This window comes from Terrirubrum flagellatum (assembly GCF_022059845.1).
Taxonomy (GTDB): Bacteria; Pseudomonadota; Alphaproteobacteria; order Rhizobiales; family Beijerinckiaceae; genus Terrirubrum; species Terrirubrum flagellatum.
On sequence record NZ_CP091853.1, the window covers coordinates 101,848 to 120,633 of the forward strand.

At 61.9% G+C, this 18,786-nt stretch carries 16 protein-coding genes and 2 pseudogenes; 10 read left to right on the forward strand and 8 right to left on the reverse strand.

Annotated elements, in window-relative coordinates; genetic code table 11:
* Positions 1-35 precede the first annotated feature (35 nt).
* From L8F45_RS29060 to L8F45_RS29090, 7 genes are all read left to right on the forward strand, one after another.
* Complete coding sequence (locus L8F45_RS29060) at positions 36-1,166, forward strand: extracellular solute-binding protein (RefSeq protein WP_342364182.1); 1,131 nt, start codon at positions 36-38, stop codon at positions 1,164-1,166.
* Positions 1,167-1,254: 88 nt separating this feature from the next.
* Positions 1,255-1,917, forward strand: coding sequence for an isochorismatase family protein (locus L8F45_RS29065; protein WP_342364183.1), 663 nt, complete (start codon positions 1,255-1,257; stop codon positions 1,915-1,917).
* A 1-nt stretch (position 1,918) separates the two neighbouring features.
* Complete coding sequence (locus L8F45_RS29070; RefSeq protein WP_342364184.1) at positions 1,919-2,728, forward strand: FAD synthetase family protein; 810 nt, start codon at positions 1,919-1,921, stop codon at positions 2,726-2,728.
* Between the two features lie 63 nt (positions 2,729-2,791).
* Entirely contained in the window at positions 2,792-4,159 is a 1,368-nt protein-coding gene (locus L8F45_RS29075; RefSeq protein ID WP_342364185.1) for an amidase, read from the forward strand.
* Entirely contained in the window at positions 4,156-5,466 is a 1,311-nt protein-coding gene (locus L8F45_RS29080; protein WP_342364186.1) for an amidase, read from the forward strand. Before L8F45_RS29075 ends, L8F45_RS29080 begins: the two co-directional genes overlap by 4 nt.
* On the forward strand, positions 5,463-6,521 hold the full coding sequence (locus L8F45_RS29085) for an AbrB family transcriptional regulator (protein WP_342364187.1): 1,059 nt from the start codon (positions 5,463-5,465) through the stop codon (positions 6,519-6,521). The genes L8F45_RS29080 and L8F45_RS29085 overlap by 4 nt, the downstream gene beginning before the upstream one ends.
* A 48-nt stretch (positions 6,522-6,569) precedes the next feature.
* A complete protein-coding gene (locus tag L8F45_RS29090) occupies positions 6,570-7,025 on the forward strand; it encodes a RidA family protein (protein WP_342364188.1) in 456 nt (151 codons plus the stop codon).
* 495 nt (positions 7,026-7,520) lie between these two features.
* Here L8F45_RS29090 and L8F45_RS29095 read toward each other — a convergent pair whose 3' ends face one another.
* The 8 genes and pseudogenes from L8F45_RS29095 to L8F45_RS29130 all read right to left on the reverse strand — a co-directional run bounded on the left by L8F45_RS29095 (position 7,521) and on the right by L8F45_RS29130 (position 15,848).
* Positions 7,521-8,117 carry a plasmid pRiA4b ORF-3 family protein gene (locus tag L8F45_RS29095; RefSeq protein ID WP_342359598.1) on the reverse strand — a complete coding sequence of 199 codons (597 nt, stop codon included), beginning with the start codon at positions 8,115-8,117 and terminating at the stop codon, positions 7,521-7,523.
* Positions 8,114-9,710: pseudogene (gene tnpC, locus L8F45_RS29100) on the reverse strand (IS66 family transposase). The gene L8F45_RS29095 and the pseudogene tnpC overlap by 4 nt, the downstream one beginning before the upstream one ends.
* Before the next feature lie 95 nt (positions 9,711-9,805).
* Positions 9,806-10,153 carry an IS66 family insertion sequence element accessory protein TnpB gene (gene tnpB, locus L8F45_RS29105; RefSeq protein WP_342363114.1) on the reverse strand — a complete coding sequence of 116 codons (348 nt, stop codon included), beginning with the start codon at positions 10,151-10,153 and terminating at the stop codon, positions 9,806-9,808.
* Positions 10,150-10,557: an IS66-like element accessory protein TnpA gene (gene tnpA, locus L8F45_RS29110; RefSeq protein ID WP_342363115.1), complete on the reverse strand. Its 408-nt coding sequence runs from the start codon at positions 10,555-10,557 to the stop codon at positions 10,150-10,152. The genes tnpB and tnpA overlap by 4 nt, the downstream gene beginning before the upstream one ends.
* A gap of 256 nt (positions 10,558-10,813) precedes the next feature.
* The gene (locus L8F45_RS29115; protein ID WP_342364189.1) at positions 10,814-12,886 is read right to left on the reverse strand and encodes an acetate--CoA ligase family protein; all 2,073 of its coding nucleotides are present in this window, start codon (positions 12,884-12,886) and stop codon (positions 10,814-10,816) included.
* A 50-nt stretch (positions 12,887-12,936) separates the two neighbouring features.
* Entirely contained in the window at positions 12,937-13,746 is an 810-nt protein-coding gene (locus tag L8F45_RS29120; protein WP_342364190.1) for an enoyl-CoA hydratase/isomerase family protein, read from the reverse strand.
* Between the two features lie 24 nt (positions 13,747-13,770).
* Positions 13,771-14,700, reverse strand: a complete 930-nt coding sequence (locus L8F45_RS29125) for a pseudouridine-5'-phosphate glycosidase (RefSeq protein WP_342364191.1) — start codon at positions 14,698-14,700, stop codon at positions 13,771-13,773.
* A 38-nt stretch (positions 14,701-14,738) separates the two neighbouring features.
* Complete coding sequence (locus tag L8F45_RS29130) at positions 14,739-15,848, reverse strand: carbohydrate kinase (protein ID WP_342364192.1); 1,110 nt, start codon at positions 15,846-15,848, stop codon at positions 14,739-14,741.
* A gap of 114 nt (positions 15,849-15,962) precedes the next feature.
* Here L8F45_RS29130 and L8F45_RS29135 point away from each other — a divergent pair, with 114 nt between their 5' ends.
* From L8F45_RS29135 to L8F45_RS30890, 3 genes and pseudogenes are all read left to right on the forward strand, one after another.
* Positions 15,963-16,937 carry an isopenicillin N synthase family dioxygenase gene (locus L8F45_RS29135; protein WP_342364193.1) on the forward strand — a complete coding sequence of 325 codons (975 nt, stop codon included), beginning with the start codon at positions 15,963-15,965 and terminating at the stop codon, positions 16,935-16,937.
* Between the two features lie 75 nt (positions 16,938-17,012).
* Positions 17,013-18,053 carry an ABC transporter substrate-binding protein gene (locus tag L8F45_RS29140; protein WP_342364194.1) on the forward strand — a complete coding sequence of 347 codons (1,041 nt, stop codon included), beginning with the start codon at positions 17,013-17,015 and terminating at the stop codon, positions 18,051-18,053.
* Positions 18,054-18,183: 130 nt separating this feature from the next.
* Positions 18,184-18,494: pseudogene (locus L8F45_RS30890) on the forward strand (transposase); the annotation flags it as partial.
* Positions 18,495-18,786: the final 292 nt, after the last annotated feature.

Consider the following 18,786-nt stretch of genomic DNA (forward strand, 5'->3'; position numbering starts at 1 on the left):
ATGCAGATTCCATCTTCTTTCCGGGGGTTTCTGTGATGACGAAGGACAATGGGGAGCCGCATCAGCACGCTGACGTCTCCGAGGCCGCGGCGCCTGATGTTGACCGGCGACGTTTTCTGGCGGGCATGGGCGCTACGCTTGGCGCGGGCGGCGTCGGCGCCGCCGCGGCGCAGGACCTTTCCCTGCTCAAGGGATCCGGCGAGCTCGTGGTCTGCACCTGGGGCGGCGCGTCCACAGATGCAATGAAAGAAGTCTGGTTCAAGCCATTCTCGCAGTTGAGCGGAATCAATGTTTCGACAGCGTCCGTCCCCGATATCTCCAAGCTCGAGGTGATGGAGAGAGTCGGCAATGTCGAGTGGGATCTCATGGATGCTGAAGGCACCCAGATGGAGCTCGCCATCAAAAAAGGCCTGTTACGAAAAATCGACTATGATCTGATCTTCAAGATTGTGCCGAAGGAGCAGATCGACCCGAAGGTCATCAAGGAATACGGCGTCGGATCGGTCGCTTTTTCCACTGTGATCGCCTGGAACACGGGTCTGTTCGGCGCAGAGGGCCCGCAGAGCTGGAAGGAATGGGCGGATGCGACGCGCTTCAAGGGTCGGCGCGCGCTGTACGCGCAGCCGCGTCCGTCGTTCGAGATCGCCCTGATGGCGGCCGGCGTGCCGCCGGACAAGATTTATCCGATCAACGTCAATGACGCATTCAAGGCGCTCGACGAGTTGAAACCGAAGATCAACCTCTGGGTCGAAAAGACCTCTCAATGGGGCGTGCTGATGCAGAACGGCGAGGTCGACCTGATGGGATCGAGTCTCTCGCGGACGCTGGATGAAAAGAATCGCACCGGGAAAATCGATTTCACATTCAATCAAAGTATCGTGGAGCAGGACTACTGGGTCATTCCGAAGTCCGCTCCAGGCGGAGCGAGCGCACAAAAGATGATTGCTTTCGCGCTCCTGGCGAAAGGCTCGCTCGCCTTCGCCTCACGCATGCCGTTCAATGTCGCAAACACATCGATCTACGGCGATCTTCCCGAGAAAATGAAGCAGCAGCTTCCCGGTTATCCCGCGAACGCCGCGCGCAATCTGCAAATCGACGAGGCGTGGTGGGCCGCCAATGCGGATCAGGTGCGCCTGCGTTGGCTGGATTGGCTCAGCAAAACCTGACGGCGCCAAACGAGGCGGAGCCCGCAGGGCTCCGTCCGCCCGGCAATATTCGCAGAACGCGTCGCAGGCGCAGCCAGCAGGAGCTGAGATGGAACTTTCCGATATGACCGCCCGCCAGATGTTCGACCATCTCAGCAAGAATCCCACTCGCCCGCGATATGGGTTTGGCTCGCGTCCAATGCTTATCAATGTCGATCTCCAGTGCGCCTATACTCGGCACGATCAATACAAGACGGCCTATGAGACCGATCCCAGGCAGATCGATTACGTCAATCGCCTCGCTGCGGAGACGCGTCGTCTCGGGTTGCCGGTGATCTGGACCTACGTCGCTTTTTCCGAGTCCGGCGACGACTGCGGCGTCTTCGGCTCGCGCACCGATACGCCCGACAGTCTGCAGAACATCAAACAAGGTTCGCCGCGCGCAGCGCTCGATCCGCGTCTGGATGTTGTCAGAGGCGATGTGGTGCTGAACAAGAAGATGCCTTCGGCCTTCTTTGAAACTCATCTCGGCTCGCTTGCCACCTATCACAAAATCGACACTGTGATCGTTACCGGCGGCTCCACATCGGGATGCGTCCGGGCCACGGTGGTCGACAGCCTGTCCCGCGGCTATCGCACGATCGTTCCTGTTGAGTGCGTCGCCGACCTGCACGAAAGCCCGCATTTCGCCAATCTCTACGACATGCACAGGAAATATGCCGACTGCATCGCTGTGTCGGAAGTGTTCGACTGGTATGCGACGCTCAACTGAGATGATCGCCGCAGCCCCGCATGACGACGCGCCGCGAGCGCCGTCGATTCACGACGGCGTCAGGGAGCTGCCGCATGAACTGCGCGGTTCGGTGCTGCTGCTCGGCAACTTCGACGGTCTGCATCTCGGGCATCGGGCGCTTGTCGTCGAGGCGTCGCATCGCGCACGCGCGACGGGGCGGCCGCTTTCAGTTCTCCAGTTCGATCCGCATCCGCGCCATTACTTCAGCGGCGAACAAGGTTTCATGATTTCCGGCTGGACCGTGCAGAAACGATTGCTCGCGGAAGCGGGCATCGATGTCATTTTCGTGCCGCGCTTCGACGCGGCTTTCGCCGCGCAGCCCGCCGCGGTGTTCGTGACGGATCGCCTCGTCGCAGGACTTGGCGTCTCCGCTGTGGTCGCGGGCGCCGACTTCCGTTTCGGCCAGCGCCGCGGCGGAGACGCGGCTCTGCTTCAGGCGATGGGCGACGCCAACGGTTTTTCAACCCACATCGTCGGCGAGCGTTGCGACAAAATCCATGGCGCGCGGATTTCCTCGAGCCGGATTCGCTCCGCCATCCGGGCCAATCGGCTGGACGAAGCGCAACGGCTGCTCGGGCGGCCGTTCGAGACGGCGATCGCCGCCCATGTCGACGGCTGGCGGTTCGATGCCATGCAGATCCTGCCGCCCGACGGGATCTTCAAGGTCGAAGCGCGAGGGAAGGCCGGTGAGCGCCTCGGGCGACGCATGCTCGTTCTGAAGGGGCGACGCGCGCAGGCGCGGCTGCCGGCGGGCGTGTCGACCATTGTGTGGCATGCGGTTTCCTCCTGACGCATGCGCAGCCAAGCCTTGAAAGGAACCGCGGTGGACTACGATGGTCTAGACGCGCTCGCGATGGCCGAGCTCGTGAGACGGGGTGATGTCGCTCCGGATTATTTCGTCAACGAGGCCCGCGCCCGCGTCGCCGCGCTGAACCCCGTGCTGAATGCGGTGGTCCATCATTTTCCGAACGCCGCGTCCGATGCGACCGACGCGCCCTTCGCGGGCGTTCCGCTGCTGCTGAAGGACACCGGCGTCGCGCTCAAGGACGCGCCGATCACCGCTGGCTCGCGTCTGCACAAGGATATCGTGAGTCCAGCAGACAGCACGCTGGGAGCGAGGCTGCGGAAGGCTGGCTTTGCATTCATCGGCCGCACGAATACGCCCGAATTGGCGCTGAGCTTTACCACGGAAGGCGATTTTCACGGAGCGGCCCGCAATCCCTGGGATACGGATCGGACGCCAGGCGGCTCCTCCGGAGGAGCCGCGTCTGTAGTCGCCGCGCGCATCGCGCCGCTGGCGCAATGCTCCGACGGGGCCGGGTCGATCCGCGTTCCCGCGGCCCATTGCGGCGTCTTTGGCCTGAAGCCGTCACGGCTGCGCAATCCATCGGGTCCGGCCATCGCCGAAGGGATCGGCGGCATGGCGACGCTGCATGCAATCAGTCGGTCGGTGCGCGACAGCGCCGCAATGCTGGATATCACCCATGGAGCCGATGTCGGAGATCCCTGGGGCTCGCCCCCGGTCGAGGGAGGTTTTCTCGATGCGGTCTCGCGGCCGCCGCGCCCGCTGCGCATCGGACTGGAGACTGGCGGCGACGCCGACTGCAGGGCTGCGGTCACGGCCGCTGCGCATCTTTGCGAGAGCCTTGGCCATCATGTCGAGCCGGCCGCTCCCGCCTATGATCGCGACGCAGTCAAGCGCGCCTGGTTCACGGTTTCCGCGGTTTCGGCCGCGAGAGGCGTACGAAACCTCGCGAAGGCGCGCGGCGTCGCCGATCCTCTCGCGCTGCTCGAACCCGTGAACAGTGAATGGGTTCTGAGGGGCGAAGCCTTTTCGGGAACGGATTATCTCGCCGCCATCGACGCGCTGCACCAGTCGAGCCGAGCACTCGGGCGATATTTCGCCGCGTACGATATCTACCTGTCGCCAACGACAGCCGAGACCGCACCGAGGCTTGGCTATCTCGCAGGCGCTGGAATGGACGTCGACGCCTTTTTCGAACGCTTCTGGGCGCACGCGCCTCTGACGGCCGTTTTCAATGCGTCGGGGTGCCCCGCCATGAGCGTGCCGTTGCACTGGACGGATGGCGGGCTTCCCGTCGGAGTTCATTTCGGGGCCGCCTTTGGCGCCGAAGCACTTCTTTTCAGCCTCGCCGGCCAGTTGGAGATCGCCCGCCCCTGGGCGACACGCCGTCCGCATATCCCAAGGATAACAGCTTGAGCACGTCGTCTTCCGCCAGTATCGCCGGCCTGAGCGCCCGCGCAATCGCAAGAGCAGTCGTTTCCGGGACTCTTAGCGCTGAAGCGGTCACTGAAACCTGGCTCGACCGAATCGCTGCTGTCGATCCGGTCCTTCGCTCCTTCATTCATCATTCGCCGAAACAGGCTCGCGCCCTTGCGGCCGTTGCGCCGAAAGGACCGCTTGCCGGCGTGCCCTTCGGCGTCAAGGACGTCATCGATACGGGCGACATGCCAACAGAATACGGGTCCGCTGCCTATCCGGGCTGGCGACCCTGCCGCGACGCGCCCGTGGTGCACCTGATACGGCGCGCAGGGGCTGTCCTGATGGGCAAGACCGTGTCGACCGAATTCGCCACGGCGGCTCCAGGCCCGACCGTGAACCCGTTCGACTCCGCGCGAACGCCCGGCGGATCGTCCAGCGGCACGGCTGCGGCGCTGGGCGCCGGATTGATCCTGATGGGGCTCGGCACCCAGACCTCGGGTTCGACGATCAGGCCGGCGGCTTATTGCGGCGTCGCCGCGATGAAACCATCGCCGAAGCTGATCGAGACGTTCGGCGTCAAGCCCCTCTCGGCGACGCTTGATGTCGTCGGTCCAATGGCGCGCGACATACGCGACCTCGCGCTCCTCGCCTCGGTCTGCATGCGGCGGCCAGAACTTTCGCCGGACCGCTTGGCGCCCGATGTGGTTCTGCCGCTGGCGCCTTTGGGACTATTCTTGCCGGTCCACGATCCCATCGCCGACTTTTCCCCTGTGGAAAGGGCGGCGGCGACGCTGAGCGCCGTGACGACGCGACCGGTTCCAAACTGGTGGGAAGGACTAGGCGCCGCGCAGGAAGACGTCTTCGCCTGGGAGGCCTCGGCGTCGCTCGCGGTCGACCGCGATCTGCATTGGAACGCGCTGCGCCCGGAGACCCATGCTTTCCTTGGCAGGCATGAGGGAATCTCGTTCGCCCGGTGGAGCGCCGCCATCGCGGCCCGCGATCGCGCCCTTGCCGACCTGGATGGGCTCTTCGGCGAGGCTGATTTCCTGATGACTCCTTCCGCGCCGGGCGAGGCGCCTCTTGGCCATGCGAAGACCGGGCCCGCGACCTATAACATCCGTTGGACGCTGCTCGGTTGTCCAAGCGTGACGATACCCGCTGGACTCGGCGCCGCAGGGATGCCTGTCGGCGTGCAGCTGGTGGCCCGGCCCGGTGAGGATGCAGCCCTGCTGCGACAGGCGGCGGCTGTCGAGGACCGCCTGCGTCTGGTTGGCATTGAGGCGCGCCCTCGCACGCTGTCGTGAAGGTCAGCGCATTCGCCGCGCCGAAGCAGTGGCTTGTGCTGCTGACATCCGGCCTTGCGCTCGGACAGCTTCTCCAGTTGTTCTCAATTCCCGCAGCGCTGATGCTCGGACCGATGGTGATCGGCGTCCTGATGGCGCAGCGGAACAGCAAGATCCGTGTTCCGAATGCTGCGCACTGGATGGCTCAGGGCGTCGCCGGATGTCTGATCGCGAGTCGCTTCAACGCCGCGATGTTCGCTAAAGTCGGTGACATCTGGCCGATCGTCGTCGTTTTCGTGTCGCTGACGCTGCTGGCGTCATGCCTGGTTGGATGGCTTGCTGGACGCTGCACCGGCATTGATGGCGAGGTGGCGATCTGGGGATTCCTGCCGGGCATGGCCGGAACGGTCATCGCCATGGCGCACGATCGCGGACTGGACAGCAGGCTGGTCGCGCTGATCCAGACCGTGCGGCTGATGGTGGTCATCGCGACGATGGTGGTCGCGGCGCTTTTCATCGTCGGCGCGTCCGTGTCGCCCCCTTCGTCGGCGCAATCCTCCGATCCCCGATCATTAGCGGCGGTGCTCGGTCTTGCATTGCTGGGAACGATCGCGGCCCGCTATCTGCGGTTCATCCCATCCGCCGCATCGCTCGTGCCGTTGATGGCCGGCGCCGCGCTGCAACTGGCGCAAGTCAATCTTGCCGTGCCCAACTGGTTGGTGACGCTCGCCTATCTCGCCTTCGGCGCGCATATCGGCCTGCGCATGACGCCGGACATCCTGCGGACGGGAGCCAAAGCGCTGCCGTCGCTGGTCAGCGCAGCGCTATTTCTCGTGGTTCTCTGCGCTGCATCGGGTGCAGTTCTGTCGGTCGTCGCGGGCGTCGACCTGATGAGCGCGCTTCTGGCGACTGTGCCAGGCAGCATAGACTCGATCGCTTTGATCGCCGTCAACGCCGGCGCGGATATGACGTTCGTGATGACCCTGCAGACGCTGCGCCTCTTCGCCGTGTCGCTGCTCGGTCCTTTCATCGCCCGGAGCATGATTCACATATTGCTGCGCCAGAAGCGAAACTGATGTGCGGCGTGGCGCATTTTAAATCCTACATGAGCGCAAGGGACAAACATGATGCATAAGGAAATTATCAGGGCGGATGTTCCGGAAAATGGCGGGGCTTACAATCTGTGCATTCGTTACGGCGACATGCTCTACCTTTCGGGCCTTGCTCCTTTCGAAGCGGAATTCTGCGCCGAAGTCGCGGCCGCGCGCGCCGCCGGCGCCAAGGTTCCACCCATGCCCGACACGCCGTTTCCACGACAGGTCGAGATCGTTATGGAAAACATCAAGAAGCTGGTCGAGGCGGCAGGCTCCAACATGGACTGCCTCTTGAAGACCAATGTCTGGCTGCGCGATCAGACCCAGGCCGAGGAATTCGAGAAGGTCTATGTCAGATATTTTTCCAGCCGCGAGGCGCTACCCGCCCGCGCGCGCATGCAGGCTGGCCGCACGCCGATGGATTGCGGTCTTGAGATCGAGGTGATCGCCTTCATTCCCGAGAAAGTTGCACATGGAATGGCGTGATGGTGTCGAGGGCCCCTGCACTGGCTCAATCATGCAATGATGTGGTTGTTGCGCCGCATGTTGTCGTTCTGCGTCACAGATTGCGGTGATCAATTGATGTATCTACGTCGATGAAGCCGTCGACATCCTTCGCCGGCGGCAATTGGGCGACGATCAGTTGATGCTTGATAGAGCGCGTCGGTTCTCTATGTCGAGAAGAAGCTGTTTGTCATCTTGGCGCCAATAGCCGGCATTCCGCCTGAATCTCAAGAGCGGACGTTCAGAGCCAGCACAGCGTCCATTCGAGGGCTCACAACACAATTTGCCGCTTCCGGGCCAAGCGCCGCTTTATCAGGCCGCGTCAAATGGGTGCGCACGCGCTTTAGAACTCGCTCTCGATAACTTCGACGTTGAACGTGCTGGAGCATTCCGCCGAACGTCTTTCCGAAGCCAGGATGAACAGTATTCATCCGACTAAGACCGCGGCTGTTTGAGTCCTTTGGTGAGGGCGGTGGTTTAACTGACCTTGGTGCGCTTGATCGCTGTTTTACGTGACCACCTTTTAGCGAGCGCTTCGAGCGCGGCGGCATGAACTGCGACATTGATGTCGTTGGGATCGAATGGCGCGCCGAGCCATTCAACGGATTCAGTATGGCGCTCATGTTTCGGATCAGCGATCGCCTCCACGAGCTCGCCATATCCCCAGGGTCCGCCGACGTCTTCGGGCGGACAACGACCTTTGGCGTCGATGAGGCGCGGATAGAGAACGCCCGGCATGGCGTCGACGATCCGCTCAATTTTGATCGTGTGCTCCCACCCGTCGCCGAAGTCATAGAGATATCGCAAGGTCTTCACGCCGACATCTTCGAGCACGTCGATGAGCTTAATCTTGCGCGCATCGAGCGGGCCGTCGCCCCAACTTGGATCGGGAATGCCCCAGCCGACATCGCCGGCGCGGATTTCATAGAGATGGCTGTTGGTCCAACCCATGGCGTCCTGCAATGCAAGATGCAGCCGGTCGAGACGGATTGTCACTGGAACTTCAAGGCGACGCAGAACCTGCGGCTCAACGTCGTCGAGCGTCACCTTGAGGTGGGCGATGGCGTCAGTCATGCCGCCAGCTTACGGCGCTCCTGATCCATCGCCCAGCGCCATGGCAATAATTCGCACAGCCGATTCTGCGGGATGTCGGCGATGCGCGCAAAGACATCGGCGAGCCATGCCTTCGGATCGACGTCGTTGAGGCGACAGGTCATGATGAGCGTCGCCATGACGGCGGCTCGCTCGGCTCCCCGGTCAGAGCCGGCGAACAACCAGGCTTTTCTTCCAAGGGCAAAACCGCGGAGCGCCCGTTCCGCCGCGTTATTCGTCAGGCAGATTCTCCCGTCATGGACGAAGCGGGCGAAGCCGTCCCAGCGATGAAGCATGTAATCGATCGGCTTGATGACGCCGGATGAGCGCGACAGCCTGCCGCGCTGCTCGCGCAGCCATGTTTCCAATTCCGCTAGCAGCGGCGCGCTCCTCTCCTGACGGATTTGCAGACGCTCGCCTGCGCTGAGCCCGTTGATCTCGCGCTCGATCTCGAACAACAGATCGATCCGGCGCACGGCCTCCAGCGCGATCGGTGAGATCGCTGTCGCCACGCGACCGCGCCGCGCGTTTTTGTCGATGTCGGCCAGTTCGAAGAAGCCTCTTCGGCTGTGCGCCCAGCAAAAGGCTGAAGTCAGCGGCTCGACCTTGCGGCCGGGATCGAAGAGCGCGTTGAAGCCGCTATAGGCGTCGGCCTGAAGGATGCCAGCGAAGCCTCGGAGATGGCGCGACGGATGTTCGCCGCGCCGATCGCGGGAGGCGTAATAGAGCGCCGCCGGCGGGTCTCGCCGCCAAACGGACGATCGTCGCGAACATAGGTCCAGATGCGGCCCGTGTCCGTCTTGCCCTTGGCGGGATCGGGATTTTCGTATCGTCGCCGTGCAGCCTCTCGGCGGCGAGCACATGGGCTTCGATCAGATTAAAGATCGGCCTGGCGACGAACACGCCGGCGCCAACCTGATCGGCCAGCGTCGAGACCGAGAGATCGATGCCCTCACATTTGAAGCGCTGGCTCTGCCGGTTTAGCGGCAGATGCTGCCCGAACTTGTCGAACAGAATCGTCGCCAGAAGCTGCGGCCCGATATAGCCCCTCGGAGTGGCGTAAAACGGCGCCGGCGGCTGCGTGATCGTCTCGCAGTCTCGACAGGAGAACTTCTCGCGCACCGTGTCGATCACTTTGAAGCGGCGTGGGATCTCCTCCAAAGTCGAGGTGACCGTTTCGCCAAGCTTCGACAAACGGTTCGATCCGCAGCACGGACACTCCGTCGGAGCCGGAAGCACGACGCGCTCCCGCTCGATGTCGTCAGGGAACGGTTTTCGCACCGGCCGCTTGCGCTCAAACGAACGAACCCTCTGCGTTTTCGCCGCGGCTTTCTCGGCCGCGAGTTCATCCTCGGTCGCCGCCGCCTCGAGCTCCTCCAGCTGCAATTCCAGCTGATCGAGCAATCGCGCCGACCGCTCCGAACGCGTCCCGTAAATCGTCCGCCGCAGCTTCTCGATCTCAAGCTTAAGATAAGCGATCAGCGCTTCCGTGCCCGACAGTTTCGCCTGCGCGTTGGCCGTTTCGGCGACCTTCGCCTCCGCCGCGTGGCGCGCCGCGCGCTCGGCGAGGATCATCGCGTGCGCGGCGGCGAGATCAGAAGGCAGCGGTCCAGCGGTGGAGTTCACACCGCGATGGAATCACATTCGCCGCCAAATTCAACGATAAACCCTCAACCAACGCTCGTTGGTCGCCAGGTTTCTTGCGGGTTTCGCCAATCGATCCCTGACAATAGATAACTCATCTGCGCCTGTGAGATCGACACCGCGCCGTCCGCCAAAGACGGCCACAAAAAGCGCTTCTTCTCCAATTTTTTCGTGAACAGGCATGCGCCCTGACCATCGTGCCAAATCACCTTCAGCAAATCGCCTCTGCGCCCGCGAAAGCAAAATAAATGACCGCTTAGCGGATCCTTGCGCAACACTTCCTGCACCTGCAGCGACAAGGACGCAAAGCCTTTTCGCATGTCGGTGTGGCCAGTCGCTAACCACACCCGTACACCCGTCGGAATCCCAATCATCGCCGATCGAGTACCGCGACGATCCGACCAAGCGCCTCGACGTCGACGCCCGTATCGACAATCACACGCCGCCCGTTCGTCAGCACGATCTCAAGCCGCGACGCGCCAGCATTCGCGTGCTCGACGGCTGGCGCGGCTTCCAACGGCGTAGCGGGCTCCTCCCCAGCGATGACTGCCGGAACAAAAGTCGTCTCGGAATCGCGCCGCTCAATGCCGAGGCCCCGACGCCATGTCACGAGCAGCGAGCGCGAGACGCCGTGACGGCGCGCCGTCGCCGACACCAACCGCGGACCGGACATGCTCTCCAGAACGATCCGCGCTTTCTCTTCATCAGACCAGCGCCGCCGCCGGCCCGTGTCCACGACCTCAAGCCGCTTGGGCGCACTGTTCGTATGGCTGGCCATACGTACTGTTCTCAACGATCAGCCCAATCATCCGCAAGGCGTCTCTCGTCGGATGCGTACGATGAACACCGCGCACCTCGATCGCCTCCCCATCAATGCGAGATCGCAGAGGTCGACGGCGAAAGCTGACGCTTCAAAAGCCCGGCTGAGCGACAAATGCATCATCTTTCCTGAACCCGCATTCGCCCGGACGAGCAATCCCAACAATCAGCTCCGCCGCGCCAATGGATGATGGGCAAACGAGGTCGGCTACGCTTCACCAGACATTCGCACGCGGAATAATCAGCGCGTCAAGGATGCGCACGCCGCGGCCGTCCGGCAGTACGGCGACGGGATTGAGATCGACTGCCTCGATATCATCGCCATAACGGGCGGCGAAGTCCGAGAGCTGCACCAGCAGTTTGACCAACGCCCTGCGGTCGGTTTTCGGCGCGCCGCGATACCCTTCCAAAAGGGAGGCCAGCTTCGTTTCGTCGATCAGCATTTCGGCGCGGGCGAGATCGATTGGAAGCAAGTCAAAGGCTGTGTCCTTCACAAGTTCCACGAGCACCCCGCCGATTCCAACGACAAGACCGAAACCAAATGGTTCGTGGCGCACCAGTCCGACCAGAGCTTCGACGCCTTCTTTCACCATTTCCTGCACCGAGAGGCCGCGAAGTTTCGCATCCGGGTCATAAGCGCGGGCGTTTGCCATGATCGCGTGGAAAGCATCGCGGGCCTCTGCTTCTGATGCGATGTTGAGTCTTACGCCGCCGGCTTCTGTCTTGTGTGAGATATCCGGCGATTCAATCTTCATCACCACCGGGAAACCGAGCGCCTTCGCCGCTTCCGCGGCGTCGTTGGCGGTAGTGACAAATTGTTCCCTCGGCGTCGGTAGGCCCTCGGCCGCCAACAACAATTTCGCCTCGCGCTCGGTGAGCGCGCCCGTCGGGAGCGACTTCTTTTCGAATGTCGCCTTGCCTGGCCAGGAAACGTCATGGTTCAGCACGGTCAGATTGGCGATCGCCGTCAGCGTGCTTCTTGTCCCACGCAGCACTGGCACGTTCGGCAGCTTCGCTTCGACGGCGCGGTGATGGCCGGAGGAAAGGTTGCTCATAAAGACGACGGGCGTCTTGTCGGCTGCGGCATACTCGGACACGGCTTCCGCGATGCCCAGATATTCAGAGGCGCAAAGATCATCGAGAGCGCTCGGCGCATCTTGTGCGGCGACGATCAGGCCGATCGAGGGATCATCGGCCAACGCATGCAAGACGTCGCGATAGATGCCGCCATTGGCGAAGACGGCGCCGGTCGTATCGAGCGGGTTCTGAGGCGTCGCAAAGGGCGGCAGCAGAGCTTTGAGCTTTGCGATCGTTTCCGCCTGAAGATCGGGCAACGATAGGCCTGCCTCATCGGCAATGTCGGAGACGTGGGCGACGCCGCCGCCCGAGACGCCAACGATCGCAATGCCGGGCTTCGTCGGGGTCTGCCTGAGATTCAGACAGAGCGTCGCCGTCTCGATGAAGCCATCCATGTCCGGCGCTACAATCATGCCGACACGGTTGAAGAACGCGCGATAGGCCTCATTGCTGCCGGCGAGCGACCCCGTATGGGCCGCAGTCGCCTGCGCGCCGCGCGCGGAACGGCCGGCGCGCAACGCGATCACCGGCTTGCCAGCCGCGTGCATCTTTCCCATCGCCGCCGCGAGCCGTTCCGGCTCGCGGATCGCCTCGATGACGACGCCGACAGCGCTCGTGGCTTCATCGGCCGCCAGGAACTCCAGATAATCGGGAATGTCGGTGACGGCGCTGTTGCCGGAGGAAACAATGTAGCTCAACCCAAATCGGCCGGTATTGCTGAGAGCGAGCGCACTGGCGCCGGAATGGGAAAGGATCGCGAAGCGGCCCGCTTCAAGATTGGTCGAAAGGCTGGAGGAACAGAGCGCGGCGCCGGCGCCGAGATTGAAGAGGCCGAGGCAGTTCGGTCCGCAGATCACCATGCTATAGCGTTCGGCGATTTCGATCAGCCGCCGCTGTCTCTCGCGGCCGACTTCGCCCAGCTCAGCAAAGCCTGAGGCAAGCACGACGGCGGCCTTGACGCCGATCCGTCCGGATTCCTCCAACGCTGTCGCAACCTTATCGGCGGCCAGGCCGATCAACGCCACATCCGGCGCGGCGTCGAGCGCGGAAAGAGAGGGGGAGGCGCGATGGCCGAAGATCGTTTCAGCTTTTGGGTGAACGGGGATGATCTTGCCCTGATAGCCGAAGCGCATCAGGTTCCTGATCACAAAGCTGGAAGAAGCGTCAACGCGCTCGGTGGCGCCGACGATGGCGACGGAACGCGGCGCCATCAAAGCCCGCATCGCATCGATCCCGTGCGCGGGCATGAGCGAAGGCTTTCTCAGTCGAGACCCTTGAACGGATTGTCGCGAAAGGCGAGGTATTCCTTCAAGGACATCTTCGCCAGGTTCGCCATCCATTCACGGCCTTGCTTCGTCACATGAAGCGCTGCGATCGCGTCGATGTTGTACTGGAATGACGGCAGGAGACCGGCGATCATCTGCTGATTGTTGATCGAGGCCTTGGTGTATTTCAGCGCCGGAACCGGCATACGAGCCAACTTGCGCGCAAGATTCTCCGTCTTTTCCTTGAGCTGATCGGCTGGCGCGATCTTGTTGATGAGACGCATACGCAACGCCTCCTCGGCATCCACCATGTCGCCGGTGAACATCAACCAACGCACGTCTCGGGTGGCGAGCAGCCAGGGCATCATCAACGCCGGCGGGCCGGAGTTATGACGCACTTCCGGCTCGCCGAACTTGGCCGTGTCTGCAGCGATCGCAAGATCGCAGCACATCATCAATTCCAGCGCGCCAGCGAGCGCATAGCCGTTGACAGAAGCGATAACCGGGATTGGCGCCCGCCAGATATTGAGCAGCGCTTCCGCATTCTCAGTCATGTCTTCGCGCCAGAAGTCGATATCGACGTCAAAATCGCCACCCTGCAGGTCGTAACCGGCGGAGAAGGCGCGGCCGGCGCCGGTAATGATCAACGCATTGACATCGGGATCGGCGATGGCGGCCTTCAGCGCAAAGTCGATCTCGCGGATCACCGTCTTGTTCATCGCGTTCATCTTGTCCGGACGATTGATCGTGATCGTCGCGAACTTGTCGGCGCCGTCCTTCTCGTAAAGTATCGTCTCGTAGCTCATCGGGGTTTCCCTTAAGTGCCTTGCTTATTTGCCGGCCTTCTTCAGCGCCGCGTAGGCGACGGCGATCTTTGCGGCGAGCTCGGCGTTGTTCCTCACCAGAGCGATATTGGCCTTCAGGCTCTCGCCCTTGGACAATTCGTCGATGCGCGCGAGCAGAAAGGGCGTCAGCTCCTTGCGGCCGACGCCGCGCTCGGCGGCTTCCCGCACGGCGTCTGCGATCGTCCCGTCGATAAATTCCGGCGCCAGGGCGGCGGCTTCCGGAATTGGGTTGGCGATCAGAATACCGGCGCCTGAACCGAGCGCGTGGTGCAGGCGCATGGCCGCAGCGATTTCCTCCGGCGTATCCAGCCGATGGTCGGCCTTATGGCCGCTCTTGCGGGTGAAGAACGCCGGGAAATCGTCCGCGCCATAAGCGATCACCGGGACGCGCTGGGTCTCCAGATATTCCAGCGTCTTGGCGATATCGAGGATCGATTTGACGCCGGCGCAGACGACGGTTGTCTTGGTGCGGCCAAGTTCGGTCAGATCGGCGGAGATGTCGAAGGTTTGTTCTGCGCCGCGATGCACGCCGCCGACGCCGCCGGTGGCGAAAACGTCGATGCCGGCGAGATCGGCGAGCAGCATCGTTGCAGAAACAGTGACGCCAGCCGACTGCTTCTTGACCATGGCGACCGCGAGGTCGCGGCCAGACGCTTTCACAACGCCCTCGGCCTGGGCCAGTTCGCCCAATTCACGGCGTTCGAGGCCGACGCGCAACTCGCCTTCGATGACGGCGATCGTCGCTGGCGCGGCGCCGTTTTCGCGGACCACCGTCTCGACGGAAAGCGCAGTCTCCAGATTGGCCGGATAGGGCATGCCATGGGTGATGATGGTCGATTCCAACGCCACGACGGCTCCGCCGGAGGCGAGCGCTTCGGCGACTTCCGGGCTCAGTTTCGGTTTCAGAACGATCATCTTCGGTAGTTCCCCTTTGGCGCTTTCGATCGGCCGCCTCATCCGGCGAGACGATGCATATTGGCGCCCAGGAAGCGCTCCGATAGTTCGCTATGGACGTTCGCCGCGCTTTCGATCGTCAGCGCGCTGAGCAGCGCGCCGATGCGCGCCGCCGCATAGATGTCTTCGCCATTGAGCATCCTGTGCAGCGTGCCGGCGATCATTGCGTCGCCCGCCCCGGTGATGTCGAGAGGCTTGGCCTGCACCGCGGGCAACGCTCGCGCGCCGTCGACGCCCGCGACTGCGATCCCGCGCGGTCCCATGGTTACGACCGCCTCGCGAGCTCCGGCGGCCTGGAGGGCAAGCGCGGCCTCCTTCGCATCGTGGATCGTCTTGCGCCCCTTGCGCTGCAGAACGGCGTTGGCTTCGTCGATGTTCATGAAGAGGAGGTCGACGCCTGTCAGGTCCTTGGGCAGGCGAGCGGCCTTTGGCGTCGAAACGGCGTCGATCGCCAGCTTGAAGCGCGCCCCTTGGCGCTTGGCGATCAGCGCGGCAAGCGTCTCGGCCGGCACATTGCAATCGCAAAAGATCCAACTTGCGGCCGCAAGATGCGGCCAAATGCGCTCGAAATAGGTGGGCATCAACAGGTCGAAAATGCCCATGTCGGCGATGCCGAGCACAAGCTCGCCCTTGGCGTCGAGGATCGCCGCATATTCAGCTGTAGGGCGTTCTGTCGTGGTGACGACTTGGCTCACATCGACTCCGCGTTCGCGCATGTATTTCAAAAGCGCGTGGCCGCCCTCATCATCCCCGACGATCGAAACGAAACTCGTCATGGCGCCAAGGAGCGCCAGATTTTCCGCGACGTTGCGGGCGACGCCGCCCATGGAGCGGACACCATCGACCGGATTGGAGGTCTCAAACACCAGATCCTGTTTGGCGCGGTATTTTCGATCGAGCACGGCGCCGCCGATGCAGACAGCGCGAGTTTGAGCCGGCATCACATATCCGCGGCCAAGGATGTAACCCTTCTGCATGAGCTGCACGATATGCGCCGCGACCGTAGAGCGCGCGAGCCCGAGCTGGATCGCGATCTCCTGCTGGCCTGCAAACGGGTTGTCCTTGATGATTGCGAGGACGGTCGCTTCCTGGGGGGCGAGGTCATCCATTTCGAATTGATCTTCCCGGCGCGCCACGCCTCGAAACCTGGCGATTTTTGATATCGACAACAACAGATGATTTTGTCAACATCTGTTTGTCAGGTGCAAAGTTGGAGGTTGCTCGTGGCCGGTTCAAGCGCCAATTCCCCGTCATCCGCCGCTGCCGCGCCAGGCATTCCGGTCATTGATGTCGGCCCCTTCATCCGGCGCGAGGCCGGCGGCGCGAGCGTCGTCAAGGCCATCGAAACCGCCTGCCGCGACACCGGCTTCTTCCTCGTAACGGGTCACGGCGTCTCGCCGGAAATCACCGCGCGGCTCTATAATCTCGCTCGCGCCTTCTTCGATGAGCCCCAGGATTGGAAGAAAACGATCGGTCGCGGCGCAGGCGTGACGGGCGGGGTCGCCTTCTCTCCGATCGCCGAGGAGGCGCTGGCCGCGACGCTCGGCGTCAAAACGCCAGGGGATTACAAGGAAAGTCTGAACTTCGGCGAGAACCTGCCAGGCGACGTCTGGCCCGATCGGCCGATTGGGCTGGAGAAGGCCTTCCGAGACTATTTCGAAGAAATGGAAAAGCTGTCGAAGCACATGCGCCATATCTTTTGTCAGGCGATCGGTCTCGATCAGGATTATTTCGAGCCATCCTTCGAAAATCATCTCTCGGCGCTGCGCGTCATCAACTATCCCGAGCAGAACGAAGCGCCGCTGCCGGGGCAGCTTCGGGCGGGGGTTCACACCGATTACGGCTTCATGACGATCCTGCGTTCGGAGGCGTCGCCCGGCGGCCTGCAGGTCAGGAACCGCAACGGCGAATGGCTCGATGCGCCGTCGATCGAAGGCGCCTACGTCATTAACATTGCGGACGCCTTCATGCGTTGGACCAATGACGAATGGGTTTCCACCCCACATCGGGTCGCCAATCCGCCGAGCGGCTTTAAAGGCGCGGCGCGCCGCCAATCGATTCCATTCTTCTTGAATCCATCGAAGGACACCAGGATCGAGTGCCTGCCGCCTTTCATCAAGGACGGAGCAAAATACCAAACGATCACCTATGGGGAATATATCGAACTGAAGACGAAACAGGCTTTCTCGAAAGGCTGATAGCTATCTAAAATTCGTGCCCGAAAGCGGGAGCCGTCAGCTTCATCCATCAAAGACCGCAAAGGGGAACTGCAGATGACAGCGTTCAAAAGGCGGCAGGCTCTTACTGGGATCGCTGCATTTTCGGCGGCCGGATTCTTCGGACTTCCCGCCGCCCGCGCGCAGCAGAAGACGTTGATCGTGCCAACGCTTGGCGGCGTCTGGGAACAGTATTGGCGCACCACGGTCGCGCCGGAATTCACCAAGCAGACCGGCGCCGCCGTCCAGCTCGACGTGGGCAACGGCCGCGCCTGGGGCGCCAATCTGCGCGCTGCGGGCGCCGCCAAGCCTCCCTATTCGATCGTGATGACCAATGAGGTTTTTGCCTCGGGCCTTCGCAAGGAGGGATTCTTCGAGAAGCTCGATCTCACGAAACTGCCGAACTACAAAGACCTTTATCCGCTGGCCAGCAAGACAGATGGTTACGGCGCGATCGCCGCCGTCTCGCCAATCGGCATTGGATATCGCACTGATCTCGTGAAGACGCCGCCGAAGAGCTGGAAAGATCTCTGGAGCAATCCAGAGTTCAAGGGCAAGATTGGCCTTTACAATTTCGCTAACAGCGCCGGCAAGATGGAGCTCCTGCTGTTTTCGAAGATCTTCGGAAAAGACCAATACGATGTCGATGCTGGCTTCGGCGCGTTGACTAAGCTCGGCCAAGTGATTCAGGTTGACTTCAATCTCTCAACCGCGCTTGCCACTGGCGAGATTGTTGTCGCGCCGTTCGACTTCGGTGAAATCGCGCGTCTGCGCCGCCAAGGGTTGCCCGTCGATTGCGTCATTCCGGACGAGGGGATGATCATGTTCGACCAGACGATCAATATTCTCGCCCATGCGCCGGAAAAAGAACTCGCCTATCAATACGCCAACTTTTTGCTATCTCCGGAAGTGCAGGGCATGATGATGAGACAGTTCTATGTCTCTCCAACAAATTCCAGGGTCGCAGTGCCCGCGGATCTTAAAGCCGACGTGCCGATTTCCGGCGCTGACATGGACAAGATCCTCACCTGGGATTGGAGCTTCGTCAACGACAAGCAGGGTGAACTTGCGGAACGTTGGGCCAAAGCACTCAAATAATTCCACCACGCTCCGTGCAGCTCATCGGGTTCAGTTGGCGCAAATTGTGCGCGGACACCGTTGAAAAAGTAGTGGTTACTGTTGAGCTAATGTCCTGATTCAGTTGTGCCGCGAACAGGAGCACATCGCGATGATGGGCGAGCGGACGGTGATGCAGGAAGCGCTGTTCTACGAGTTCAGCATCGAGCGTCATGTGCCGGCGGATCATCTGCTGCGTTCGATTGACCGCTTTGTCGACCTGTCCGGGCTGCGGACGCACCTGCGGCCTTTTTATAGCGAGATCGGCCGGCCTCGATCGACCCAGAACTCATGATCCGGATGCTGATCGTCGGTTACTGCTTCGGCATCCGCTCCGAGCGTCGATTGTGCGAGGAGGTGCATCTGAACCTCGCCTATCGTTGGCTCTGCCGGCTTGGCCTGGAGGGCGATGTCCCTGATCATCCCATCTGTTCTTCAAGGGCGAGATCGACGAAACCGAGGCGCTGCTTCGGCAGACGATCGCTGACGGCGAGAAGACGTTTGGTCGCGATGACATCAATGTTGCAGAAAGACTCTGGTTGCTTGCGGAGCTGCTCAGTCACAACAAACGATTTGATGAAGCCGAAGCGATATTCCACGAAATCATCGCCATTGCGGATCGCAAGGAGAATAGCGCGCTTCTGTGCGATATCTTGTGGCGCAGCGGTTTCGGGCTCCATCTCGATATGGGCCGCTTCGCAGAGGGCGAACTCAT